This window comes from Sphingomonas mollis, assembly GCF_016427505.1.
In the GTDB taxonomy this organism is placed as follows: Bacteria; Pseudomonadota; Alphaproteobacteria; order Sphingomonadales; family Sphingomonadaceae; genus Sphingomonas; species Sphingomonas mollis.
This window is the reverse complement of record NZ_JAELXS010000003.1, coordinates 139,355-162,270: the sequence shown is the minus strand read 5'-3', so window position 1 is coordinate 162,270 and position 22,916 is coordinate 139,355. Positions and strand designations below refer to the sequence as shown.

Sequence of the window (22,916 nt, the reverse complement as noted above, 5' to 3'; positions counted from 1 at the left end):
GCAAGCCCTTTCGGCTATTCCCCTCGCCTTAGCGAACGGCCCTCATCGCCGATGACGGCCGCAAAATTGCGGGCCGCCATCGGTGATCGCCCTTACCAGTTCAGACCGATGCGGGCGTAGAGATACCGGCCGTTGAACCCGAATGGCGAGTAATAGGGGAAACCGACCACGCCGGTCGTGTTGTTCGCCGGGATCGTCCGATCGGGATAGACGTCGAACAGGTTGCTGACGCCCAGGCCGATCTGACCGCCCTTGAACGCGCCGTATCGCAATTCGAGATCGGTGATCGCCTTGCGGCCGGTGTGGATGTCGGCGGCGGGCGTGGTGCCGGGCTGGTTGACGTCGCCATAATAGGTGACGCGGGCCAGCGCGCCGAGTTCGTCCAGCGACCAGTCGATCGTCCCCGTCACCTTCTGCGGCGGCGTGCCATCCTCAAGCGTCAGGATGCGGCTGCGGGCGAACAGGACGGGGGCGGGATTGATCGTCGCGGTCGATGTCGGCACGCGCGTCACGTTCACGTCGTTGATGTTGCCCGCGATCGTGAAGTCGAACGCGCCGGCCGCGTCGGTCCGCAACCGGTAATGCGCGACCGCGTCGATCCCCTTGGTGGTGGATGCGAGACCGTTGATGAAGAAGCGCCCGGCCGACACGTTGAACGGCGCCAGAATGGCGGCGACCTGCGGGCTGAAGCTGGCCTGGATATTCTCCGATAGGCCGATCTGGTCGCGGATGCGAATGCGATAGGCGTCCACCGTCAGGTCGAAGCCGCCGAACCGCAACACGGCGCCCGCCGACAGATTGGTCGACCGCTCCGGCTCCAGCGGCAGGCCGCCCAGCGCCGCACCGACCGCGCTGGTCGAGGGGAAGGTGCCGGTCAGGATCGGCAATCCGTTCTGGATGACCGAGGCGATCGAGGTGAAGAACTGCTGCTGCAACGCCGGCGCGCGAAAACCGGTCGAGGCGGTGGCGCGCAGCGCGAACCACGGCGCGAAGTCGTAGCGGGCGGATATCTTGCCGGTGCCGGTGGTGCCGAAATCGGAATAATGCTCGCCCCGCCCGGCGATGCCGAGCAGCAGCTTGTCGGTGATCTGCGCGTCCAGATCGAGATAGACGCTGCCGCTGCGCCGGCTGCGCTCGATCTGGTTCAGGGGCGAGAAGCCGCCAAAGCCCTGCGCGCCCGGCGCCGCACCCGCCACCGCCCCGGTGGCGGGATAGCCGTAGGAGGCAGGCTCGCCGGCCTCGATCTTGAAGCCCTCGCGTCGGCCTTCGATACCGAAGGCGACGTTCAGCGACTGGAAGACGTCGAACTTGCGCGTCACGTCCAGTCCGGCGACATACTGGTCATAGATCAGCGACCCGTCGTCGAACTGCTTGGGCGTGGCCGCGCCGAACGCGTAGTTCGCCGAATTCAGCGTGCGGAAATCGATCTTGTTGCGGCCATAGCTGACGTTCAGATCGACATCGAACCCCGCCACCGCGCCGCGCAGTCCGAGTGCAGAGTTCAGGTCCTTCGACTTGGTATTGATGATCGGCAGGAAACCATTGGGATAGCCGGCGAGCGCCGTCGTCGCGCTGGCGAGGCGCGGGAAGGCGGCGCCGCGCGTGTCGCGATCCTGATAACCGACCCAGCCATACAGGCTCCACGTATCGGTCAGCGAGGTGCCCGCGTTGATGAAGCCGGTATATTGCTCGACCTTGGGATCACCGAAGCGACCCGTCACGCGGGTGGGCGTGACGCGCGGATCGAAATCCGCACGGTTGGTCGGCTGACGATTCAGATATTCGCCCGACACGGTGATGTAACCGTCCTGGCCGAAGCCGATACCCTGCCAGAGCGAGGCGGTGACGCTATGCTCGCCGGTCACGTCGCGGCTGCCCCGCGCGGTATCGACGTCGGTGTTGTAGAAACCGTAATTCACCTGCGCGCCGCCGCCCGACCGCGCCTGGCGCAGCCGCAGGTTGACGACGCCGGCGATCGCGTCCGACCCATATTGCGCCGACGCACCGTCGCGCAGCACCTCGATCCGGTCGAGCGCGACCGTGGGGATGGTGTTGAGATCGACCGCCGCCGATCCGCGCCCCACCGATCCGTTGGTGTTGAGCAGCGCCGAGGTGTGGCCGCGCACGCCGTTGATGAGCACCAGCGTCTGATCCGGCGACAGACCGCGCAGCGTCGCCGGCCGGATCGCGTCGGTACCGTCGGTGGCGGAGGGGCGCGGGAAGGTGATCGACGGTGCTACGGCGGACAGTGCCGTGCCCAGTTCGGTCATACCCTGTCGTTGCAGGCTGGCGCCGCTCAGGACATCGACGGGCGAAGCGCTGTCGAGGCGCGTTCGCCCCTCGACGCGGGTGCCGGTAACGATGATGTCGTCGCCCTCGTCCGCGACCGTCGCGGCACCGGCGGTAGGGGCCGCCTCGGCCGGTTGCTGCGGCGCTGCCTCCTGCACCGTGGGAGCCATCAGCGAAGCCGCGGCCGCCAGCGCGTGGGGGATGATAATCATGGCAGGTCCCTTTTGATCGCTGGCACCGACATGATCGTGCAGCCTTTCTTCCCCAACTATCCGCTCTGGCGGTCCTCGACAGGCAAGAAAATCTTGGCCGGCCGCAGGAAGGATCGGGGGCGGGTGAGGGCTGCTTCATACGTTGCAGTGGTCATATGCCCTGTTCCGACCGGCCCACGCCCGATAGAACCCGCAATGCCTGGTTCGGGAGTGTCGTTTGGAAGCCGTATCGATCGTTCTGTTTCTCCTGCTCGCCGTCGTGGTGAGCGGATCGCTTTCCCGCATGTTGCCGCTGTCGGTCCCGACACCGCTGGTGCAGATCATGCTCGGCGCGGTCATCGGTCTGTCGACCTCGTACCGGGTGGAACTCGATCCCGAGCTGTTCCTGCTGCTGTTCCTGCCGCCGCTGCTGTTCCTAGACGGGTGGCGCATTCCCAAGGACGAATTGCTCAAGGATCTGTCCACCGTCGTCGAGCTGGCGCTGGGTCTTGTCCTGCTGACGGTGATCGGCATGGGGCTGTTCATCCACTGGATGATCCCGGCGATGCCGCTGGCGGTGGCGTTCGCGCTGGCGGCGGTGGTGTCGCCGACCGATCCGATCGCGGTGTCCGCGATCGCCGCCCGCGTGCCGATCCCGAAGCGGATGATGCATATTCTGGAGGGAGAATCGTTGCTGAACGATGCCTCCGGCCTCGTCTGCCTGCGCTTCGCCATCACGGCGGCGCTGACCGGCACCTTCTCGGCCTCGGCGGCGGCGACCAGTTTCCTGTGGGTGGCCGGCATCGGTCTGGCGGTCGGCGTCGGCGTGACGATTGCCGCCACGCGAGCCAAGGCATGGGTGTCGAAGCGGTTCGGGGAGGAGTCCGGATCGCAGATCCTCGTCAGCCTGCTGATCCCGTTCGGCTCCTATCTGCTGGCCGAGCATATCCATGCGTCCGGCATTCTGGCGGCCGTGTCGGCCGGGGTGACGATGACGTTCGCCGAGATCTCGCGTCAGGCACTGGCGACGACCCGGATGCGCCGCAATTCGGTGTGGGACACGATCCAGTTCGCGCTGAACGGCATTATCTTCGTGCTGCTGGGCGAACAGCTTCCCGCTATTCTCGCTGGCGCCAAGGCAACCGTCCTGCTGACGGGGCATCACGGCACCGGCTGGCTCGGCCTCTACGTGCTGGCGATCGTCGGCAGCCTGATCGCGCTTCGGTTCGGCTGGGTATGGGTGTCGCTCCGGCTGACGCTGTTGCGCCGGCGGCACCGCGATGGTGCGACGCTGCACAGTCCCGACTGGCGACTGGTCGCGGCGATGTCGCTGGCCGGTGTCCGGGGGGCGATCACGCTGGCGGGCGTGCTGACCATTCCACTGACCCTGAACGACGGCGCCCCGTTTCCGGCGCGCGATCTGGCGATCTTTCTGGCGGCCGGCGTCATCATCGTGTCGCTGGTCATCGCCAGCGTCGCCCTGCCGATCCTGCTGAAGGGCCTGACCATGCCGCCCGAGCCATCGTTGCAGGCCGAGGAGGACGCCGCCCGAGTGCTGGCAGCCGAGGCGGCGATCCGTGCCATAGAACGATCGCAACATGATCTGGCGGAGCGTGAGGGCAATGCAGATTTCTATGCCGCTGCCGGGACGAGGGTGATGGACCTGTACCGCGAGCGGATCGACAGCCGCAGCGGATCGGCCAAGGCCACCGCCGAGGCCCGGTTGCAGGATCGCCTGGAACGCGATTTTCGGTTGGCCGGCATTCAGGCCGAACGCGCATCGATGATCGATCTGGTCCGCGACCGCCGCGTCGGCAGTACGACGGCGCAGAAGCTGATGCGGGAACTCGACCTGCTCGAAGCGCGCTATCGCGTCTGACATCCCGCATCCGGAACGACTCCCGGACGCGAAACCAAAGCTTTCCCTTCCACAAGGGCTTGGTCGGTGGTGGCGACACTCCGACGATGGCAAAAGCCGCCCTCACGCATTCGAGGCTTCATGACCGATCTCGCCGTCCTCTACGAACACCCGCTCTGGTTCGCGCCGCTGTTCGCCGCGTTGGAGAAGCGCGGGATCGATGTCGCCAAATGCTCGCCTGATGGCGACTGGAACCCGGCCGATCTGACACCACCGGCCCGCGTGGTGTTCAACCGGATCGCCATGTCGAGCTTCCTGCGATCGGACGAGCATCCCATTTTCCATGCGATGGCGATGCTCGATCACTGGCGACGGGCCGGCGCGCACGTCATCAATGGCGCCGACGTGCTGGCGATCGATGCGTCCAAGGCACGGCAATTGTCGCTGATCGCCTCGCTCGGCCTCGCCGTCCCCGACACGCGGGTCGTCCACCGTGCCGCCGACGTGGTGGAGGCGGCGCGTACACTGCCCTTCCCGCTGGTGGTGAAGGCCAATATCGGCGGCTCCGGTGCCGGCATCGTCAAGTTCGACAGCCTCGACGCGTTGCGCGCTGCGGTTGCCGATGGCGGCCTGCCGACCAGTGTCGATGGCGTGCTGCTGGTACAGGATTATGTTCCTGCCCGCGATGGCATCATCACCCGGATCGAAACGCTCGATCGCCGCCTGCTCTATGCGATCGAGGTCGCGGGTGGCGGCGCATTCGACCTGTGCCCGGCGGACGCGTGCGTGGTGCCGGGGTCGGGCATCGGCATGACGGCGGTCGACCCGGCAACCGAGTTGAGCGTTGCGGCAGAGCGGATCGCCGACGCCATCGATCTCGACGTCGGCGGGGTCGAGGTGATGATCGACGACCGCGACGGCGTGGCGCGCTTCTACGACATCAATGCGCTGTCGAATTTCGTTGCACGGCCGCTCGACGTTCTGGGCTGGGACCCGCATGACCGCCTCGTCGATTATCTGGTCGAACAGATCGGGAAAGCACGCTGATGCGTTATGGATATTGGACGCCGGTGTTCGGCGGCTGGCTGCGCAATGTCCCGGACGAGGGGATGGAGGCCAGCTGGGACTATACGAAGCGGCTGACGCAGGACGCGGAGCACTGGGGTTACGACCTGACGCTGATCGCAGAGCTGAACCTGAACGACATCAAGGGCATCGATCAGCCCGCGCTCGATGCATGGTCGACCGCGGCGGCGATGGCGGCGGTGACAGAGCGGCTGGAGCTGATGGTCGCGGTGCGGCCCAATTTCCACCATCCGGCACTGTTCGCCAAGGCGGCGGCCAATATCGATCGTATCGCCGGCGGCCGGCTGGCGCTGAACGTCGTGTCGAGTTGGTGGGCGGACGAGGCGACGCAATATGGCCTGCAATTCGACCAGCATGACGATCGCTACGCCCGCACGCAGGAATGGCTGACCGTGGTCGACGGGCTGTGGACCGAGGACCGGTTCAGCTTCGACGGTCAATTTTATCGCACGCAAGGCGCGATCTGCGCACCCAAGCCGGCCAGCCGCCCCACCGTCTACGCCGGTGGCGAGAGCGAGAAGGCGAAGACGATGATTGCGGCGCAGTGCGACGCCTATGTCATGCACGGCGATCCCGTCGCGGCGATTGCCCCGAAGATCGCGGATATGGCGGTGCGGCGTGAGGCCACGGGTGGTGCGCCGATGCAGTTCGGTATGGCCGCCTATGCCATCGTCCGCGACAGCGAGGCGGAGGCGAAACGCGAGCTGGAGCGGATCACCACCGTCACCGACCTGCCTCCCGGCTTCGCCAATTTCGACCAGTGGCTGTCCGGCACGCAGTTGGAGCGCGAGTTGAAGCTGCAGGAATATTCGGTCTCGAACCGCGGCCTGCGCCCGCATCTGGTCGGCACGCCCGAGCAGTTGAAGGAACGCATCGCCGAATATGAAGCCGCCGGGCTGGACCTGCTCCTGTTGCAGATGAGCCCGCAACATGAAGAGATGGAGCGTTTCGCCGTGCAGGTGATGGGCACCGCATGATCAAGATCGATCGCGTATCCAAGCGGTTCCCTGACGGCACCGCCGCGCTGGATGGTGTGTTGCTCGACATCCCGCGCGGATCGTTGTTCGGGGTGATCGGACGGTCCGGGGCGGGCAAATCGACGCTGCTCAGGATCGTCAACGGTCTGGAACAGCCGAGCGAGGGTGAGGTCAGCGTCGATGGCGTCGCGTTGTCGTCGCTCGACCGGGCTGGCCTGACAGCACTGCGTCGGCGGGTGGGCATGATCTTCCAGTCGTTCGGACTGCTCGCCAACCGCACCGTAGCGGGCAACGTCGCCCTGCCGCTGGAACTCGCCGGTATCGGCCGCAGCGAGCGGGATGCTCGTGTCGCCGAACTGCTCGACCGCGTCGGGCTGTCGGACAAGGCAGATGCGTATCCCGCACGCCTGTCGGGCGGGCAGCGTCAGCGCGTCGGCATCGCCCGCGCACTCGCCACCCGCCCCGACATCCTGCTGTGCGACGAGGCGACCAGCGCGCTCGACCCGGAAACGACGCGATCGGTGCTGGCGCTGCTCGGCGAACTCAACCGCGAACTGGGGCTGACGATCGTTCTCATCACCCACGAAATGTCGGTGGTCCGCGAAATCTGCGACCGCGTTGCGGTGCTCGACCGTGGTCGACTGATCGAACACGGGCCGGTTGAGGCGGTATTCGGCACGACCGGCCATGCCGCGACGCTGTCGCTGCTGGGCGAGCCGGCATGACCGGCTGGTTCGCCAACATCGTGTGGGGCGATATCGGGCAGGCGACGCTCGACACGCTCGTCATGCTCGGCGCCTCGCTGGCGCTCACTATCCTGCTGGGTGTGCCGCTGGGCGTGCTGCTGTTCCTGACCGACCGGGGGCAATTGGCGCAGAGCGGCTGGATCAACCGGACGCTGGGCGTCGTGGTTAATATCCTGCGATCGATTCCGTTCGTCATCCTGCTGATCGTGATGATCCCGCTGACGTTGCTGATCGTCGGCACGTCGCTGGGCGTAGCGGGGGCAATCCCGCCGCTGGTCGTCGGCGCTGCCCCCTTCTATGCGCGGCTGGTCGAACAGGCGCTGCGCGACGTGCCACGTGCGACGATCGAGGCGACACAGGCGATGGGTGCCAGCCGGTGGCAGATCGTGACGAGGGCGCTGTTGCCTGAGGCCTTGCCGGGTCTCGTCTCCGGCGCCACCGTTACCGCCGTCGCGCTGGTGTCGTTCACCGCAATGGCCGGTGTCGTCGGTGCGGGCGGGCTGGGCGATCTCGCCATCCGCTACGGCTATCAGCGATTCCAGATCGACGTGATGCTGGTCACCGTCGCGTTGATGGTGCTGCTCGTCCAGATCATTCAGCTCGGCGGCGACTGGCTCGCGCGCCGGGTCGACCATCGTTAGAGGTATCCCATGATCGACCGCCGCCTTCTCCTGACCCTCGCCCCCGCGCTGTTGCTGGCCGCCTGCGGTAGCGGTGGCGCAAAATCCGACGCCAACCACCTGTCGGTGGCCGCGACCGCGGTGCCGCATGCCGAGATACTGGAACAGGTGAAGCCGGTGCTGGCGAAGGAGGGCCTGACGCTCGATATCCGCGTGTTCAACGATTATGTGCAGCCCAACATGCAGGTCGATCAGGGGCAGATCGACGTGAATTATTTCCAGACCAAGCCGTATCTCGACGACTTCAACGCCTCGCGCGGCACGAAGCTGGTGCCGATCGCGGGCATCCATGTCGAGCCGCTGGGCGCCTATTCACGCAAGTGGAAGACCATCGCCGCGCTGCCGAACGGCGCCAGCGTCGCCATCCCCAACGAGCCGAGCAATGGCGGTCGCGCGCTGTTGCTCTTGCAAAAGGCCGGGCTGATCCGGCTGAAGAATCCGGCCAATCCGCTGTCGTCCCTGCGCGACATCACCGCCAATCCGAAGAGCCTACAATTCCGCGAACTGGAAGCCGCCACCTTGCCGCGCGTGCTGGGGGAGGTCGATCTGGCGCTTATCAACACCAATTACGCGCTGGATGCGAAGCTGAATCCCGTCCGCGACGCATTGGCGATCGAGGACAAGGATTCGCCCTACGTCAATTACGTGGTCGGCCGCCCAGGCGCGGCGACCGACCCTCGCGTCGTGAAACTGATCGCCGCTCTCCGCAGCCCGGCAATCAAGAACTACATCGAGACGACGTACATGGGTGCGGTCCTCCCTGCCTTCTGAAACCTGCTCAACCGAGCGTCATCAGCCGCTCCCGCCACATGGCCGGGAGCGGCACCGGGCGGCGGCTGTCGCGTCCGACATAGACATGCGTGAAATGCGCCTCTGCCGCTGCCGCCTTTTCACCGGCCGTGAACACACCGAAATGATAGGTGACGCTGGAACCGCCCAGTCGCCCCAGCGCAAGCCCGATCTCGACGGGCTTTGGATAGGTGACGGAATGAGCGTAGCGGCAGCCCGTCTCGACCACGAGGCCGATCGGATCGCCCGCCGCAACATCCAGCAGCCCGGCCTCGATCAGCCATCCGTTCACCGCCGTATCGAACCAATGGTAATAGACCGCATTGTTGACGTGGCCATAGGCGTCGTTGTCGCTCCACCGTGTCACGATCGGTTGCCACCAGCGATACGCGTCGCGTGGTCGTAATGCTTCCCGCGCCATCATCCCTCCATCGGTCGATCATCGGCTAGCATGACGAACGACGGACGTGAAAGCGGGTTCGCAAAACCGCAAAGGCGGATATCGTCGACGGGAGAGGAATGCCCATGAAGATCGAGGCCGCCGTCCTGCGCCACCGCGGCGCGGCGCTTCCCTATGCGGACAGCCGCCCGCTGGTCATCGAGACGCTGGACCTCGATCCGCCGGGCAAAGGCGAGGTGCTGGTCCGCATCGCCGCCGCCGGGCTGTGCCATTCCGACCTGTCCGTCATCAACGGCGATCGCGCCCGCCCGGTACCGATGGCGCTGGGGCATGAGGCGGCCGGCGTGGTCGAGGCGCTCGGCCCGGATGTCGACGATCTGGCGGTGGGCGATCATGTCGTGATGGTCTTCATGCCCAGTTGCGGCCATTGCCTGCCGTGCGCGGAGGGGCGGCCGGCGCTGTGCGCGCCCGGCGCGGCGGCGAACGGCGCGGGTACTTTGCTGGGCGGCGGGCTGCGGCTGCATGACGGTGAAGCGGCGGTGCATCATCACCTCGGCTGTTCCGCCTTTGCCAGCCATGCCGTCGTTTCGCGGCGTTCGCTGGTGAAGATCGACGCCGATCTGCCATTGGAGGAAGCGGCGCTGTTCGGGTGCGCCGTCTTGACCGGGGTCGGCGCGGTCGTGAATACGGCGAAGGTGCAGGCCGGGCAGACCGTGGCGGTGATCGGGCTGGGCGGTGTCGGATTGGCGGCGGTGCTGGGGGCGATCGCGGCGGGCGCGGCACAGGTGATCGCGGTCGACCTGTCGCCCGACAAGCTGGCGCTCGCCCGCGATCTGGGTGCGACGGCCACCGTCCTAGCCGGGCCGGACGCCGCCGCCGAGGTGCGGGCGCTGACCGATGGTGGCTGCGACGTGGTGCTGGAGATGGCCGGCGCGATCCGTGCGCTGGAAAGCGCGGTGGCGATGACGCGGCGCGGCGGCACCACCGTCACCGCCGGCCTGCCGCCACCGGATGCCACGCTGCCGGTCAACGTCGTCGCGCTGGTCGCCGAGGAGCGGACGTTGAAGGGCAGCTATATCGGCACCTGCGTACCCACCCGCGACATTCCGCGATATGTCGCGTTGTATCGGGCCGGGCGACTGCCGATCGACCGGCTGGTCAGCGGCTATCTGACGCTCGACCGGATCAACGAAGGGTTCGATGCACTCCACGCCGGTACCGCCGTGCGCCAGATCGTGAGGTTTCCACAATGAGCCGTGATTTCGTCGAATCGATCAATCCCGCCACCGGTGAGGTCATCGCCCGCCACGTGCTGATGGATGCGGCCGCGCTGAATGCGGCGATCGACACAGCCCATGCCGGATGGATCACATGGCGGGACCGGCCGCTGCCCGACCGCGCCGCCACGCTGGCCGCGCTCGGCGCCGCCTTGCGCGATCGCGCAGATCGCTTTGCGCGGCTGATCACCGCCGAGATGGGCAAGCCGATCGCGCAGGCCCGTGCCGAGGTCGAGAAATGCGCCGGCCTGTGCGACTGGTATGCCGCCAACGGCCCCGCCCTGCTCGCCGACGAACCGCTGCCGGTCACCGACGACGGTCGGGCGATCGTCTACTGGCAGCCGATCGGCATCGTCTTCGCGGTCATGCCGTGGAATTTCCCGATCTGGCAGGCGCTGCGCGCGGCGGTGCCGATCATGCTGGCCGGCAACGGGTTCGTCCTGAAACATGCCGACAATGTGCAAGGGTGCGCCACGCTGCTGGCGGAGACGGCGGTGGCGGCGGGTATACCCGTCGGCGCCTTCACCAACATCGCCATCGCGCAGGAAGCCAGCATCGGCGTCGTCGGCGATCCACGCATCGCCGCCGTCACCGTCACCGCCGGTCCGGCGGCGGGTGCTGCGATCGCGGCGGAGGCGGGCCGGCATCTGAAGAAATCGGTACTCGAACTGGGCGGCGTCGATCCGTTCATCGTGCTGGCCGATGCCGATCTGGATGCGGCGGTCGCGGCGGCGGTGACGTCGCGCTTCGCCAACGCCGGGCAGGTCTGCATCGCGGCCAAGCGCCTGATCGTGGAGGCACCCGTGCTGGCGGCGTTCACCGAACGCTTCGTGGCGGCGACCCGCCGGTTGGTAATCGGCGATCCGATGGACGAGGCGACATTCATCGGCCCGCTCGCCCGCCCGCGCGGCCGCGACGAACTCCACGCGCATGTCGTCGCCAGCATCGATGCGGGGGCGCGACTGTTGCTCGGCGGCGAGCCCCTGCCCGGCCCCGGCAATTTCTATGCTCCCACCATCCTTGCCGATGTGACGCCGACGATGGCGGCGGGCTGCAACGAGTTGTTCGGACCGGTCGCCGCGATCATGACCGCCGACGATGCCGATCACGCGATCGCGCTGGCCAATGCCACCGAATACGGCCTGTCCGCCGCGCTCTGGTCAGGCGATGCCGTCCGCGCCGACAAACTCGCCCGCCGGATCGAGGCGGGCGCGGTGTTCGTCAACGGCATCTCCGCCTCCGATCCCCGCGTGCCGATCGGCGGCATCAAGCGATCGGGTTATGGCCGTGAACTGTCCTGGTTCGGCGTGCGCGAGTTCGCCAATGCCAAGCTGATCTGGACGCGATGATGCCGACTCCATGTGCCGTCGATACATGACGGCCCCGGTTGCCTCTCACCGGCACGGCGCTATCGTATCGGCCATGATCCGTCCGCTTCTCGCCCTCTTCCTCACCCTGATGGCGCTTCCCGCCGTAGCGCAGCAGCCGGCCGTCGTGCCGCCACCAGTGCGTGTGACGATCACGACCGCCGACGGACCGATCGTCGCTGAACTGGACGCCGTGCACGCGCCTGTCTCGACGGCCAATTTCCTGCGCTACGTCGATGCCAAGCGGTTCGACGGCATCACGTTCTTCCGGTCGATGAAACTGCCGTGGAACGCCGGCATCATTCAGGCGGGACAGCATGATGCGAAGAAGCTCTATCCGGCGATCGCCCACGAACCGACAAGTACGAGCGGGCTGAGCCATGTCGAGGGCATGCTGTCGATGGCCCGGCGGGAGCCCGGCACTGCGCAGGGCGACTGGTCGATCACGATCGGCGACATGACCGGGCTCGATGCCAAGCCCGGCGGTCCAGGCGACAATGCGGGCTATGCGGTATTCGGCCGGATCGTGGAGGGAATGGACGTCGTGCGACGCATCTGGTCCGCGCCGACCGATCCCAATGCCGGCGAAGGCGCGATGAAGGGCCAAATGCTGCGGCCACCCGTTCGCATCCTCACCATCCGCCGCGCGGTGCCCGCGGAATAGATACACGCGAGCGGCCCGGTCGTTCAGAAAAGCTCGTCCAGCATCAGGTGGAATTGCAGCTTGCTTCGATCGGGATCGGCGATGCCATATTGCTGCCAGAGCCGATCCTGCAGCGACGGGTCAAATTCATCGAGGCAGTTCCAAAGGATCGCGAGATCCTGATAGCGATCGGCGATACCCACCCGCCCCAGGTCGATAACGCCGACGACCTCGCCGTCATGGATCAACAGATTGTCGAGCGAGAAATCGCCGTGCGTCACCACGGGATCGAGTGCCATCGGCAAAAGCCCCTGCATGGCCGTCCACACCTGTTCGGCCGTCCAACCCTGCCGCTCATCGTCGAAGTCATCGATCTCGATCAGACCGGCATCGATCCGCGTGCGAGCGCGGGACAACCGGAACAGGTGATCGCTGTTGAAGGGACATTCGCTTACCGGGATAGCATGCAACCGGCGCAGGAATGCGACCAGCGCATCGACGATCGCAAACCGCGCTTGCTCATCCGACCGCAACAACTGATACGCCGTCCGACCGTGCATCGCCGTCATCAACAACCACGCCTGATCGTGCGTCCGGACGAAGTGCGTCACCCGTGGAACGGGAAGGTACGCCGCCAGCCAGCGCATCCTGACCATCTCGTCGGTCACCTCATCGGCCACGGCATCGGTCCCGTGCTTCAGGAACAGGTCGGGCGCGTCCGATTTTCCGTGAAGCCGATAAACGACCCCGCCGGATTCACCGACAATATCCCGCGCCCATTCATATCCCTCCACTGCGGCTGCCATGGATTCGGGGACGAGTGCGGCGGTACATGCTCGCTCCCGTTCACCGCCGCTCATGCAACATTCTCTCGACCGACCACGAACATCTTCTGAACGATGCCATCTGTCTCGCGGTAGGTACGGAAACCCATCGCCTCATAATAGCGCAGCCCCGAAACATTGTCGGCACCGATATACGCGTCGATCTTCTCCAACCTAGCCTGCATTGCCGCCGCCCTGCTGGCTGCAAACAGTGCCGTCCCGACACCTCGTCGATGCGCGCGCGGACCGATGTGCGTGCCGATGATTCCCCAACCCATGGGCACGCCATATCGATTGCCCGCAATGGCCTCGACCAGGGACTGAAATCCCAGAATATTGCCCGCCTCATCGGCGGCAATACTGCACCGGATGCTTGCCGGATTGGCGATGTAGTGCGCGGTGATGAAGGCGGCATCGTTGGGGCGCTCGCGTCCGGTCAGCGCGATGATCTCCCGCAAGACACGGCTCATGCCTGCCGCATCGTCCAGAGACGCCGATCGTATGTCCACATTCCCTCGCGCGCTACACCAGCAACTTGTCCAGCGTGATCGGCAGGTCGCGGACGCGGGTGCCGGTCGCGTTGTAGACAGCGTTCGCGACGGCCGCCGCGACACCGGTGATGCCGATTTCGCCGACCCCGTGTGCGCCCATCGGCGTATGTGGATCGGCGATATCGGTCCAGATCACATCAATCTCGGGCACGTCGAGATGCACCGGCACGTGATATTCGGCGAGGCTGGGATTCATGATCCGGCCGTTGCGCTCGTCAAATTCGGTCTCCTCCATCAACGCGAGGCCCAGGCCCATGATCATACCGCCCCGGAACTGACTGCGCGCGGTCTTCGGGTTGAGGATGCGGCCGCAATCGAACGAGCCGAGGAAGCGGCTGACGCGGACCTCGCGCGTTACGGCGTTAACGCGCGCCTCGCAGAAGATCGCACTGTGCGAGTGCATCGACCAATGCATCAGTTCCAGCGGTGGCGATCCTTCCGCCGATACGCTGACATGATCGCGCTGCGCCCGGTGGAGGATAGAGGCATAGCTTTCGCGTCGTGCCGGATCGTCCAGCTTGGCGAGCCCACCATCCTCGCTGCCGACCTCGTCGGGTGATAGCCCCGCCAGCGGCGAGTCATTGCCCGCCAGCTTCAGTAGTTCCGCGACGAGCGCGTTATGTGCCGCGATCACCGCGGCACCGATCGCGGCCGTCTGTTGCGATCCCCCCGCCAGGATCGCGCCGGGAATGATCGAATCGCCATAGCGGACCTCGACTGCCTCCAGCGGCAATCCGAGCCGTTCGGCGGCGACCATCGTCGTCGTCGTCGACGTCCCCATGCCCATTTCGTGCGCGGCGACCTCGACCAGTGCGGTGCCGGCCCGATCCAGCGTGATCCGCGCCGCCGCGCCCGGCATCCGGTAATAGGGATAGGTGCCGGTCGCACAGCCCATGCCAATCAGCCACTCACCCTCCCGCCGCGCACCCGGCAGTCCACGCTTGTCCCAGCCGAATTTCGCTGCGCCTGCGCGCCATGCCTCGACGATATGCCGCGACGAGAAGGGCAGACCGGAGGTTGGATCCACCTCCGGCTCGTTACGAATGCGCAGTTCGATTGGGTCGATACCCAGATCGGCCGCCAGTTCGTCGATCGCCGACTCCAGCGCGAACGTACCGACCGACTCCCCGGGCGCGCGCATGAACGTGTTGGCGAGCATGTTCATCCGCACGACATCGACCGACAGCTTGAAGCTATCCGCCGCATAACCCGCCCGCGTGCCGAGAATAAACGGTTCGGGCATATTGTTGTGCGGCGTCGTCGCTGTCGTGCCGGCATGGATCAGCGCTTGGAAATGTCCGCCGGCGGCCGCACCGATGGCAACCCGCTGTTCGGTCAACGTCCGCCCGCCGACGCCGCGATAGACCCCTTCGCGGGTCAGCACGATCCGCACCGGGCGCCCCGCCAGCTTCGCCGCCGCCGCGCCCAGTATCTGGTGATCCCACAGGCATTTGCCTCCGAAGCCACCGCCGACATAGGGAGAGGTCACGCGAACCTGCTCAACCTTCAGGTCGAACACGCCGGCGATCGTCGCCGCTTCCATCGAGACGAGCTGGCTGGCGTCGTGGACGACCAGATCGCCACCGACCCAGGCGATCGTCGCCGCATGCGGTTCGATCGCGTTGTGATTGTGCCGGGGCGTACGATAGACCTGATCGACCTTGTGCGGTGCCGCCGCCAGCATCGCATCGGCATCGCCGATCTCGTTCAATAACGGCTGCCCCATGAAGGACGCCGGGGCCGCGCCTTTCTCCTTGGCCGCAGCAAATGACGTGACCGACTCCTCGACGTCGTAGGTCGTGACGATCAGAGAAACGGCATGGTCCGCCTGTTCCTGAGTCCCGGCCAGCACGACCGCGATCGGCTGCCCGTTCCAATGAATACGATCGTCCTGCATGATCGGCAGGTCGGCCGGACCGGCGGCGGTCGGTGACGATCCGAACACGGCTGGTTGCTTCATACGCGGCGCATTCCGGTGCGTCATCACCACCACGACGCCGGACGCGGCCTCGGCTGCCGCCACGTCTAGCGTCGCGATCCGTCCGCGCGGGATCGTCGCGAAGGCAAGCGCGGCATAGACCATGTCGTCGAGCGCGAATTCGGCCGCGAACCGTGCCGCGCCCTTCACCTTCAGCGCTCCGTCGAGCCGCGACACCGACGTGCCGATCAACCCATGCTTCCGCGCGATCAACGGATCGGGGACGCCACCCGGAATCCAGCTGTCCGGCGCCAGCGGCACCAACTTTGCCATCGCGCCCTGCACCAGACCCTGTGCGGCTTCCCTGGCGGTATCGAGGATGCTCATGCGGTGGCTCCCGACAGGTCGCCAAGAACGGCGACGATCGTGCGTTTGGCGAGTTCGATCTTGAAACCATTGTCGCGCAACGGCCTGGCATCGGCGAGTTCGGCGATGGCGGCGTCGCGGAACGCAGCCTCGGTCGCCGGCCGTCCGCGCAACAGTGCCTCCGCCGTCGTCGCACGCCACGGCTTGTGCGCTACCCCGCCCAGCGCGAGGCGCACGTCCCTGATCTCGCCATCGACCACATCGATCGCCGCAGCGACCGAGATCAGCGCAAAGGCATAACTCGCCCGGTCCCGCACCTTTCGATAGGTCGAGGATGCCGCGAACGGCAGCGGTGGCAGCTCGATCGCGGTAATCAATTCGCCGACCTCTAGAACTGTATCGAGTTCGGGACGATCGCCCGGAAGACGGTGCAGATCGCCGAACGACAGCGTACGCGCGCCGCCCGCACCCTCGACATGCACGACCGCATCCAGCGCCGCGAGCGCCACGCACATGTCCGACGGATGCGTCGCCACGCACGCCGGCGACGCGCCGAGGACCGCATGGATTCGGGTGAACCCGCCGACCGCGTCGCAACCCGAACCGGGGACGCGCTTGTTACACCGCGATCCATCCGTGTCGTAGAAATAGGTGCATCGTGTCCGCTGGAGCAGGTTGCCGCCAACCGTCGCCATGTTGCGAATCTGCGCCGACGCACCCGCCAGGATCGCGCGCGACAGCATCGGATAACGCGTCCGCACCGCCGGGTGCTCGGCCAGCGCGGTGTTGCGCACCGCCGCCCCGATCAACAGACCGTCGTCCGCTGTGTCGGTGATCGCGTCCGACAATCCGGTGACGTCGACCAGCCTGTCCGGCTTCGCGATCGTCTCGCGCATCAGGTCGACCAGATTGGTGCCGCCGCCCAGATAGTTTGCCGCGCCGCCCCGTCCCAGTTGCAGCGCTTCCGCGGCGTTGTTCGCGCGTGCATAGGAGAACGGGGTCATGCCGCCAGCTCCGCGGCAACCGTATCGCGGATCGCGTCGATGATCCCGTTATGCGCGCCGCATCGACATAGATTGCCGCTCATCCGCTCCTGTAGCTCCTCGCGTGTCAACCTGACATCGGTGGAGAGATCCGCGCTGACGTGGCTCGGCACGCCGCGCTTCGCCTCGGCCGCCATGCCGATCGCGGAACAGATTTGGCCGGGCGTGCAATAACCGCACTGGAAGCCGTCATGATCGATGAACGCCTGCTGCAACGGATGCAGTCCGTCGCCGTCGCTCAGCCCCTCGATCGTGGTGACGGAGCGCCCCTCGTACTGCACCGCCAGTGCCAGGCAGGAAAGGATGCGCTCGCCGTCTACCAGCACCGTGCAGGCGCCACATGCGCCCTGATTGCAGCCCTTCTTCGTGCCGGAAAGATGCAAACCCTCCCGCAACAGGTCGAGCAGAGAAACGCGGGGATCATTGGGCAGCGCGACCGCGGAACCGTTGACGAGTATCGGCATCGTCATCTCCAGATACGCCGGCGATATCGGATGGTCCGCCGGGCCTTTATTTAACTACCGACCGGTATACTCGGGTCGTGCCCGATCTGCCAAGCGGCGAATGGCGCGGCCGGCTCCACCCCGCTAATGAAGCGGCGACAGAGGGATTAAGGTAACGTCATGGCCCGCAAACATTCGAAACATGGTCCCTATGAGGATGTGCAGCGCGACGACGAAGCCCCGGCGGAAATCATCTCATGCTGGCTCTGCGGCCGGCCGACGGGCAAGACCATCGTCTGGCATCATCCCGTTCCCAAGAGCCGGGGCGGTCGCGATGTGGTTCCCATGCATCCCATCTGCCAACAGACGCTGACCGCGAACTTCACCAATTCCGAACTGCAGCGCCACGCGATGGACATGGAGGCCCTGCTGGCCAACCCCGCCGTGCGCAAATTCGTGGATTGGGTGGCGAACAAGGACCCCGACTTCACCGCCACCACGACGAAGAAGCAGCGCTAAGCGGACTGCGAGGTTCGGCGTGGCTTTGAGCGCAGTGGATTGCAGCACGATATGGTACTTCCAAGCCCCCCCCTCTTTCCCACGCTTAAACGCTTTCATTCCTTCCGCCTTGGCAACGCTGGCTGTGTCACCAACGCGATACCCGCGTTGGCCGGTACAATTCTTATGCCGCTTCGGAGCTATTTTCATTCCGATCCGGAACTGATGTGCTCGGTGAAGCGATACCGCGCAGTCATTCACTGCGACCTCAGCCCATTATAAACCGAACCTGAACGGCGTCGTTCAGTCTGCTTTCGTCGGAGCGCTCTACCGAGCGCTTCGCACTTCTTCGCGCGAATTCTGGAGACACATGATGGCATCTGCGGCAGCCATGCCTGAAACGACGGGGTCGCCCAAAGGCCACACGCCCACCGGCACGCTTGATGCGCTCAACTTCTTCCTGGCGGACGTGCGCGATGGGCTCGGACCCTACCTTGCCATCTATCTGCTGGTCGTTCGCGGCCCGTCGCATGGCTGGAACGAGGCGACCGTCGGGCTTGTGCTCACTATCGCCGGTATCGTCGGCCTGCTGTCGCAGACGCCCGCCGGCGGCCTGATCGACCGGGCGAAGAACAAGCCACGGATCGTCATCGCTGCCGCGTTGCTGGTCACGTTGAGCAGCCTCTCGCTACCGATCGTATCGGGCTTCACGATGGTGACGATCACCCAATCGATCGCCGCGGCGGCGGGGGCGGTGTTCGCGCCGGCGATCTCGGCCATCACGCTGGGTCTGGTCGGGCCGAAGCTGTTCGCCAAACGGGTCGGCCGTAACGAGGCGTTCAACCATGCCGGCAATGCGGTATCCGCTGCGCTCGCCGGCGTGCTCGCCTGGTCGTTCGGTCCCGTCGTGGTCTTCTGGTTGATGGCGGTGCTGACCGTCGCCAGCGTCATCGTATCGGCAAGGCTGAACAACGACGACATCGACAATGCCGTCGCGCGCGGTCTCGACTGCGAACCAGAGGAGGGATGCGAGGAGCCGAGCGGCTGGAAGACGCTGATCGAAAACCGGCCGCTGATGATCTTCGCTGCCGCGACCTTCACGTTTCATCTGGCCAATGCGGCAATGCTGACGTCGGTCAGCCAGTTGCTGGGCCGGACCGTGGGCACCGACAAGGCGACTTCGCTGACCGCCGCCTGCATCGTCGCGGCGCAGCTGGTGATGGTGCCGGTCGCGATCGTGGTCGGGCGGAACACCGAGCGTTGGGGGACCAAGCCGATTTTTCTCGTCGCGTTCGGCTTCCTGGCCGCGCGTGGTGCCCTCTACACGGTATCCAACGATCCATGGTGGCTGGTCGGTGTGCAGGCACTGGATGGTATCGGCGCGGGAATATTCGGCGCGTTGTTCCCCGTAATCGTCGCCGACCTGACCAAGGGATCGGGTCGGTTCAACGTCAGCCAGGGCGTGGTATCGAGCGTATTCGGGTTGGGTGCGGCCCTGTCGGCGACGCTGGCGGGATCGATCATCGTCTGGGCGGGATACAGCGCCAGCTTCCTGACGCTTGCAGGCATCGCGGCCGCCGGTTTCGTCCTCTATCTCACCGCCATGCCGGAGACGCATAAGTGACCGGTGTTCCCTGCCTGAGCTGGGTCCATATCGGCGATCTGCATATGGACGAAGCGAATGGCTGGCAAAGCCGTGACCGGCTTGCGGCGATCATCGTCGAGATCAACGATCAGATCGGTGACGCGGCGGATTTTGTGTTTCTGCCCGGCGACAACGCCAATCACGCGACGGTCGAACAATATCGCGTCATCACCGAAACCCTCGCTCCGCTGCGCCTGCCCTACCGGGTCATTCCGGGCGATCACGATTTCGAATTGGGCAACCTTGCCCATTACGACGCCGCCTTTCCCGAGGCGAACCGGCCGGAGGCGGAAGTCATCGCCGGCCATCGCTGCATCTTCCTCGATATCATTTCCGCAGGCGCCGGCGGACCCGATTTCCGGCTGACGACGCACCACCGCAATCGACTGCTCGAGGAACTGGCACGAGCAGAGGCGGAGGGACAAACGCCCGTCGTGTTCATGCACGCCTATCCCGGCGATCTCGCAGCGGACGGCGAGGATATCGCCCGCATTTTCGCCGACGCGCGCGTTGCCTTCGTCGATACCGGGCATACCCATTACAGCGAATTGCTCAACGACGGCCGCGTCATCTATGGCGCTACCCGTTCGACCGGCGAGATCGAGGAGGGTGGGGGCAAACCCGGTTTTTCGATCACGACGATCCACGGTCGCGTGCCGAGCTGGCGGTTCAAGGAGACGGGCGGCGACTGGCCATTCGTCCAGATCATCGCGCCGGCCGACGTCCGGCTGGTGACGCGACCCGCCGATGCAACGCAGGTCCCACGTCCGGGCGAGGTCGAGATCGTCGCCAAGCTGTTCGGGAACACGGCACAACCCGTCATGCTGTCGATCGACGATGGCGTCGCCCAACCGATGACGTCCATGTCCGGCACTACCTATTGGTCGCTCCGTATCGTCCTCGGCGCCGGGCTTCACCGCATTGCCGCCAGCGCCGGCACCGATCGCGACGTCATCGAGGTACTGGTGCGCGACGAGAAGGATATTCCCCGGCGTGGCATTCCCGTCGCGCCGGGTCGCGATATCCACAGTATCGGTGCGTGGCCGAAACACGGCATCGCCGGCACGCAACTTGGCCCCAACAAGAACGGGAAGCATTGGTGATCCTTGCGACGGGTGCGACCTGGGGAATCTGTGCCGCCTCCACCGCGGCAGTGATCGCGCGCCCGTTCCGATGGCCGGAAGCGATCTGGGCGGTGGCGGGCGCGGCGCTGCTGTTGCTGTTCGGCCTGATGCCTTTCCCCGCGGCGGTCGGCGCGGTGGCCAAGGGGCTGGACGTCTATCTGTTCCTGATCGGCATGATGCTGCTCAGTGAAGTCGCGCGGGCGGAAGGGCTGTTCGATTGGGTCGCCGCCACCGCCGCCATCCATGCGAAGGGATCGACGGCACGACTGTTTGCGCTCGTCTATGTCACCGGCATCGTCACCACGACCTTCCTGTCGAACGACGCGACCGCGGTGGTGCTGACCCCGGCGGTCTATGCAGCGGCCAAGAAGGCCAAGGCCGATCCGCTGCCCCTGCTGTTCGCGTGCGCCCTGATCGCCAATGCGGCGAGTTTCGTGTTGCCGATCTCCAATCCGGCCAATCTGGTGCTGTACGGTGGCAAGATGCCGCCGCTCGCCCAATGGTTCGCTTCATTCGCGCTGCCGTCGGTGGCGTCGATCGTGGTCACCTTCCTCGTGCTGCGCTGGCTTGAGCGCAAGCGGCTGGCGGGTAACTGCATCAGCGAGGTCGAGCGCACGCCGCTGACCGCGGGCGGCAAGGCTGCGTTCGTCGGGATCGTCGCCACTGCGATCGTACTGCTGGTCGTGTCCGCCCTCGATATCGAACTGGGATTGCCGACCGCGATCGCCGGTATCTTCACGACGCTGGCGGTTTGCGCGATCGCCCGGTCGTCGCCGGTCACGCTGCTGCGGGATATCTCGTGGAGCGTGTTGCCGCTGGTCGCCGGACTGTTCGTGCTGGTCGAGGCGCTGGACCTGACCGGCGTGATCGGCTGGGTCGCGCAGATGATCCGCGCCGCGTCGGCCGATCCGGCACAGGCATCGGCAGTGTCCGGAACGATCCTGGCCTTCGCATCGAACCTGATGAACAATCTGCCCGCCGGCCTCGTTGCCAGCACCGCCGTGGCACAGGCTCAGCCGCCGCGACTGGTCGTCGACGGCCTGCTGATCGGCGTCGATCTCGGCCCCAATCTGTCCATCACCGGCAGCCTGGCGACGATCCTGTGGTTGCAGGCGATCCGGCGGGAGGGCGAGGATATCCGCTTCTGGCGGTTCCTGAAGGTTGGCGCGGTGGCGATGCCGCTGGCGCTGATCGCCGCACTCGGCGCACGGATCGCCCTCGGATGACGCGGGAACTATTGTGGCGACGCGTGTTAATGGCGCTGTTCGTCGCCGTGCTGGCATTCACCGGCTATCACGCGGTGCGTACCGTCGGTGATGCGATCTACTGGAATGCGCACCGGGACGAGCCGATCGAACGCTGGATGACGATCGGCTATGTCGCGCATTCCTACCACGTCCCTCCGCACATCCTGCACCGCGCATTGGGCTTGCCGCCGGAACCCGACCGACGCCCGCTGGGCCGTATCGCGCACGACAGCGGGCGATCGATGACGGAGATCGAGGCAAGGCTGACCTATGCCATCGTCCATGCGAGGCCGCCTTACCCGCCTCCCGCGCCGCCTGAGAATATCTCGCGGCCGGCAATGCCGAAATCGTGACCGAGCAGCTTCTCGAATTGCTGACGACCTATGGCTTGCCCGCGCTCTTTGGTGCGATGGTGCTGGCGGCGGCGGGCATGCCCTTCCCAAGTTCGCTGACGCTGATCGCGATGGGATCATTCGTCGCGCAGGGTGAGCTCGACTTCTGGCCTGTCGTGCTGTCGGGCGCAGCCGGTGCCGTGCTGGGTGACCAGATCGGTTACGCCTTCGGCCGATACGGGGGGCGCCCTCTGCTAGCGGCGGTGACGAAGCGGATTGGCGGCGCCGACAAGGTCGCACAGGCCGAGGCGTATTCGCGCAAATGGGCAGGCTGGGGCATTTTCTTCAGCCGCTGGTTGATCGGTCCGCTGGGTCCCTGGATCAACGTCACCAGTGGTCTGACGGAATATCCCTGGCGGTGGTTCGTCGTGCTTGATGTCGCCGGAGAGCTGCTCTGGCTGCTGATCTACGTCTCGCTCGGTCGCGCCTTCAGCGATCAGGTGCAGACCGTGGCGAGCCTGCTTGGAAATCTCACCTGGGTCGTCGTTGGTCTGCTCGTTGCCGGATTCCTTGGATGGAAGCTGTTCGGCAAGCAACGCGTAGAAGCGGTGTAATTGGCCGC

Annotated in this window: 22 protein-coding genes; 15 read left to right on the top strand and 7 right to left on the bottom strand. The window is 65.8% G+C overall.

Features of this window, described 5'->3' with window-relative positions:
• Positions 1 to 92: 92 nt before the first annotated feature.
• Entirely contained in the window at positions 93 to 2,501 is a 2,409-nt protein-coding gene (locus JAO74_RS06640; RefSeq protein WP_199036340.1) for a TonB-dependent receptor plug domain-containing protein, read from the bottom strand.
• A 217-nt stretch (positions 2,502 to 2,718) separates the two neighbouring features.
• Here JAO74_RS06640 and JAO74_RS06635 point away from each other — a divergent pair, with 217 nt between their 5' ends.
• From JAO74_RS06635 to JAO74_RS06610, 6 genes are all read left to right on the top strand, one after another.
• On the top strand, positions 2,719 to 4,359 hold the full coding sequence (locus JAO74_RS06635; RefSeq protein WP_199036338.1) for a Na+/H+ antiporter: 1,641 nt from the start codon (positions 2,719 to 2,721) through the stop codon (positions 4,357 to 4,359).
• Between the two features lie 120 nt (positions 4,360 to 4,479).
• Complete coding sequence (locus JAO74_RS06630; RefSeq protein ID WP_199036336.1) at positions 4,480 to 5,385, top strand: ATP-grasp domain-containing protein; 906 nt, start codon at positions 4,480 to 4,482, stop codon at positions 5,383 to 5,385.
• Positions 5,385 to 6,401, top strand: coding sequence for an LLM class flavin-dependent oxidoreductase (locus JAO74_RS06625; RefSeq protein WP_199036334.1), 1,017 nt, complete (start codon positions 5,385 to 5,387; stop codon positions 6,399 to 6,401). The genes JAO74_RS06630 and JAO74_RS06625 overlap by 1 nt, the downstream gene beginning before the upstream one ends.
• Positions 6,398 to 7,126: a methionine ABC transporter ATP-binding protein gene (locus JAO74_RS06620; RefSeq protein WP_199036332.1), complete on the top strand. Its 729-nt coding sequence runs from the start codon at positions 6,398 to 6,400 to the stop codon at positions 7,124 to 7,126. The genes JAO74_RS06625 and JAO74_RS06620 overlap by 4 nt, the downstream gene beginning before the upstream one ends.
• Entirely contained in the window at positions 7,123 to 7,788 is a 666-nt protein-coding gene (locus tag JAO74_RS06615; protein ID WP_199036330.1) for a methionine ABC transporter permease, read from the top strand. Before JAO74_RS06620 ends, JAO74_RS06615 begins: the two co-directional genes overlap by 4 nt.
• A 9-nt stretch (positions 7,789 to 7,797) precedes the next feature.
• A complete protein-coding gene (locus tag JAO74_RS06610; RefSeq protein ID WP_199036328.1) occupies positions 7,798 to 8,598 on the top strand; it encodes a MetQ/NlpA family ABC transporter substrate-binding protein in 801 nt (266 codons plus the stop codon).
• Between the two features lie 7 nt (positions 8,599 to 8,605).
• Here the strand turns inward: JAO74_RS06610 and JAO74_RS06605 are convergent, their stop codons facing one another.
• Positions 8,606 to 9,037, bottom strand: coding sequence for an acyl-CoA thioesterase (locus tag JAO74_RS06605; RefSeq protein WP_199036326.1), 432 nt, complete (start codon positions 9,035 to 9,037; stop codon positions 8,606 to 8,608).
• 104 nt (positions 9,038 to 9,141) lie between these two features.
• On the opposite strand from JAO74_RS06605, the gene JAO74_RS06600 reads away from it, so the two are divergent.
• From JAO74_RS06600 to JAO74_RS06590, 3 genes are all read left to right on the top strand, one after another.
• Entirely contained in the window at positions 9,142 to 10,269 is a 1,128-nt protein-coding gene (locus JAO74_RS06600; RefSeq protein ID WP_332908744.1) for a zinc-dependent alcohol dehydrogenase family protein, read from the top strand.
• Positions 10,266 to 11,642: an aldehyde dehydrogenase family protein gene (locus JAO74_RS06595; protein ID WP_199036322.1), complete on the top strand. Its 1,377-nt coding sequence runs from the start codon at positions 10,266 to 10,268 to the stop codon at positions 11,640 to 11,642. The genes JAO74_RS06600 and JAO74_RS06595 overlap by 4 nt, the downstream gene beginning before the upstream one ends.
• A 73-nt stretch (positions 11,643 to 11,715) precedes the next feature.
• On the top strand, positions 11,716 to 12,324 hold the full coding sequence (locus JAO74_RS06590; RefSeq protein ID WP_199036320.1) for a peptidylprolyl isomerase: 609 nt from the start codon (positions 11,716 to 11,718) through the stop codon (positions 12,322 to 12,324).
• A gap of 23 nt (positions 12,325 to 12,347) precedes the next feature.
• On the opposite strand, the gene JAO74_RS06585 is transcribed toward JAO74_RS06590, so the two are convergent.
• From JAO74_RS06585 to JAO74_RS06565, 5 genes are read right to left on the bottom strand one after another with little or no spacing between them, the layout of a single operon-like run.
• A complete protein-coding gene (locus tag JAO74_RS06585) occupies positions 12,348 to 13,163 on the bottom strand; it encodes an APH(3')-I family aminoglycoside O-phosphotransferase (RefSeq protein ID WP_199036318.1) in 816 nt (271 codons plus the stop codon).
• Positions 13,160 to 13,597, bottom strand: coding sequence for a GNAT family N-acetyltransferase (locus tag JAO74_RS06580; protein WP_233150745.1), 438 nt, complete (start codon positions 13,595 to 13,597; stop codon positions 13,160 to 13,162). The genes JAO74_RS06585 and JAO74_RS06580 overlap by 4 nt, the downstream gene beginning before the upstream one ends.
• Positions 13,598 to 13,649: 52 nt before the next feature.
• Positions 13,650 to 15,983: a xanthine dehydrogenase family protein molybdopterin-binding subunit gene (locus JAO74_RS06575; RefSeq protein ID WP_199036313.1), complete on the bottom strand. Its 2,334-nt coding sequence runs from the start codon at positions 15,981 to 15,983 to the stop codon at positions 13,650 to 13,652.
• Positions 15,980 to 16,966 (bottom strand): FAD binding domain-containing protein, encoded by a 987-nt coding sequence (locus JAO74_RS06570; protein ID WP_199036311.1) that lies wholly within the window; start codon positions 16,964 to 16,966, stop codon positions 15,980 to 15,982. Before JAO74_RS06570 ends, JAO74_RS06575 begins: the two co-directional genes overlap by 4 nt.
• Entirely contained in the window at positions 16,963 to 17,469 is a 507-nt protein-coding gene (locus JAO74_RS06565) for a 2Fe-2S iron-sulfur cluster-binding protein (RefSeq protein ID WP_199036309.1), read from the bottom strand. Before JAO74_RS06565 ends, JAO74_RS06570 begins: the two co-directional genes overlap by 4 nt.
• Before the next feature lie 159 nt (positions 17,470 to 17,628).
• Here JAO74_RS06565 and JAO74_RS06560 point away from each other — a divergent pair, with 159 nt between their 5' ends.
• The 6 genes from JAO74_RS06560 (at position 17,629) to JAO74_RS06535 (ending at position 22,908) form a co-directional block, all read left to right on the top strand.
• The gene (locus tag JAO74_RS06560) at positions 17,629 to 17,967 is read left to right on the top strand and encodes a hypothetical protein (protein WP_199036307.1); all 339 of its coding nucleotides are present in this window, start codon (positions 17,629 to 17,631) and stop codon (positions 17,965 to 17,967) included.
• Between the two features lie 352 nt (positions 17,968 to 18,319).
• The gene (locus JAO74_RS06555; RefSeq protein WP_199036305.1) at positions 18,320 to 19,570 is read left to right on the top strand and encodes an MFS transporter; all 1,251 of its coding nucleotides are present in this window, start codon (positions 18,320 to 18,322) and stop codon (positions 19,568 to 19,570) included.
• Positions 19,567 to 20,694: a metallophosphoesterase family protein gene (locus JAO74_RS06550; RefSeq protein WP_332908743.1), complete on the top strand. Its 1,128-nt coding sequence runs from the start codon at positions 19,567 to 19,569 to the stop codon at positions 20,692 to 20,694. Before JAO74_RS06555 ends, JAO74_RS06550 begins: the two co-directional genes overlap by 4 nt.
• On the top strand, positions 20,691 to 21,941 hold the full coding sequence (locus JAO74_RS06545) for an arsenic transporter (RefSeq protein ID WP_199036304.1): 1,251 nt from the start codon (positions 20,691 to 20,693) through the stop codon (positions 21,939 to 21,941). The genes JAO74_RS06550 and JAO74_RS06545 overlap by 4 nt, the downstream gene beginning before the upstream one ends.
• Before the next feature lie 29 nt (positions 21,942 to 21,970).
• A complete protein-coding gene (locus tag JAO74_RS06540; protein WP_233150743.1) occupies positions 21,971 to 22,315 on the top strand; it encodes a hypothetical protein in 345 nt (114 codons plus the stop codon).
• Positions 22,312 to 22,908: a DedA family protein gene (locus JAO74_RS06535; RefSeq protein ID WP_199036302.1), complete on the top strand. Its 597-nt coding sequence runs from the start codon at positions 22,312 to 22,314 to the stop codon at positions 22,906 to 22,908. Before JAO74_RS06540 ends, JAO74_RS06535 begins: the two co-directional genes overlap by 4 nt.
• The last annotated feature ends 8 nt before the right edge of the window (positions 22,909 to 22,916 follow it).

Coding starts and splice junctions, on each gene's coding strand:
- JAO74_RS06540 (WP_233150743.1), top strand. CDS start 21,971: ATGGCGCTGTTCGTCGCCGTGCTGGCATTCACCGGCTATCACGCGGTG.
- JAO74_RS06600 (WP_332908744.1), top strand. CDS start 9,142: ATGAAGATCGAGGCCGCCGTCCTGCGCCACCGCGGCGCGGCGCTTCCC.
- JAO74_RS06560 (WP_199036307.1), top strand. CDS start 17,629: ATGGCCCGCAAACATTCGAAACATGGTCCCTATGAGGATGTGCAGCGC.
- JAO74_RS06605 (WP_199036326.1), bottom strand. CDS start 9,037: ATGGCGCGGGAAGCATTACGACCACGCGACGCGTATCGCTGGTGGCAA.
- JAO74_RS06610 (WP_199036328.1), top strand. CDS start 7,798: ATGATCGACCGCCGCCTTCTCCTGACCCTCGCCCCCGCGCTGTTGCTG.
- JAO74_RS06570 (WP_199036311.1), bottom strand. CDS start 16,966: ATGACCCCGTTCTCCTATGCACGCGCGAACAACGCCGCGGAAGCGCTG.
- JAO74_RS06630 (WP_199036336.1), top strand. CDS start 4,480: ATGACCGATCTCGCCGTCCTCTACGAACACCCGCTCTGGTTCGCGCCG.
- JAO74_RS06565 (WP_199036309.1), bottom strand. CDS start 17,469: ATGCCGATACTCGTCAACGGTTCCGCGGTCGCGCTGCCCAATGATCCC.
- JAO74_RS06615 (WP_199036330.1), top strand. CDS start 7,123: ATGACCGGCTGGTTCGCCAACATCGTGTGGGGCGATATCGGGCAGGCG.
- JAO74_RS06575 (WP_199036313.1), bottom strand. CDS start 15,983: ATGAGCATCCTCGATACCGCCAGGGAAGCCGCACAGGGTCTGGTGCAG.
- JAO74_RS06595 (WP_199036322.1), top strand. CDS start 10,266: ATGAGCCGTGATTTCGTCGAATCGATCAATCCCGCCACCGGTGAGGTC.
- JAO74_RS06620 (WP_199036332.1), top strand. CDS start 6,398: ATGATCAAGATCGATCGCGTATCCAAGCGGTTCCCTGACGGCACCGCC.
- JAO74_RS06580 (WP_233150745.1), bottom strand. CDS start 13,597: ATGAGCCGTGTCTTGCGGGAGATCATCGCGCTGACCGGACGCGAGCGC.
- JAO74_RS06555 (WP_199036305.1), top strand. CDS start 18,320: ATGGCATCTGCGGCAGCCATGCCTGAAACGACGGGGTCGCCCAAAGGC.
- JAO74_RS06640 (WP_199036340.1), bottom strand. CDS start 2,501: ATGATTATCATCCCCCACGCGCTGGCGGCCGCGGCTTCGCTGATGGCT.
- JAO74_RS06625 (WP_199036334.1), top strand. CDS start 5,385: ATGCGTTATGGATATTGGACGCCGGTGTTCGGCGGCTGGCTGCGCAAT.
- JAO74_RS06585 (WP_199036318.1), bottom strand. CDS start 13,163: ATGAGCGGCGGTGAACGGGAGCGAGCATGTACCGCCGCACTCGTCCCC.
- JAO74_RS06590 (WP_199036320.1), top strand. CDS start 11,716: ATGATCCGTCCGCTTCTCGCCCTCTTCCTCACCCTGATGGCGCTTCCC.